Origin of the sequence: Pseudomonas sp. 2822-17, assembly GCF_002742485.1 — a bacterium.
GTDB lineage: Bacteria > Pseudomonadota > Gammaproteobacteria > Pseudomonadales > Pseudomonadaceae > Aquipseudomonas > Aquipseudomonas cyclaminis.
Genome location: NZ_LJRZ01000509.1, coordinates 1 through 451, shown reverse-complemented (window position 1 = coordinate 451; position 451 = coordinate 1). Strand labels below are relative to the sequence as shown.

Here is a 451-nt window from a genome sequence, read left to right as displayed (position 1 = left end):
CTTCAAACGGAGACTCACTACTATCCCCTACCTCATACGTACCAGTATGACCTACTGTTAACCCAATTAACAAGAGCACGACCGCCATACTGAAGCTGGCAAAAAGAAAGTATGGCTGTTTGAATAAAGAATCTTTAAGCTTTTCTCTTTTGGAAGTTGCCATTACACGCCTTTTCAGCCGTTCAGATGTTTCGGGTTCCGTATACGACACATGCTCTTTGATAGTCTGTACATCTATATCTAACCATGTATGATACATAGATTGACAGGATTCACATACCTTCAGATGATCTTCTACCTTCTTCGCTAAAACAACATCTATATTCCCAGCCACATAATCATAGATCATATCTTCCGTAATATTACAACTCATTCCATTTCACCTCTTGTCTCACATGCTTTTTTGCTGGGCTTCAAAATATTTTTTCATATTATTCACACCATAACGTAC

The 451-nt window shown here is 38.4% G+C and carries 1 protein-coding gene; it reads right to left on the bottom strand.

Features of this window, described 5'->3' with window-relative positions:
- A partial coding sequence (locus tag AOA60_RS22190) for an anti-sigma factor (RefSeq protein ID WP_143522473.1) occupies positions 1–373 on the bottom strand: 373 nt, incomplete at its 3' end.
- Positions 374–451 lie beyond the last annotated feature (78 nt).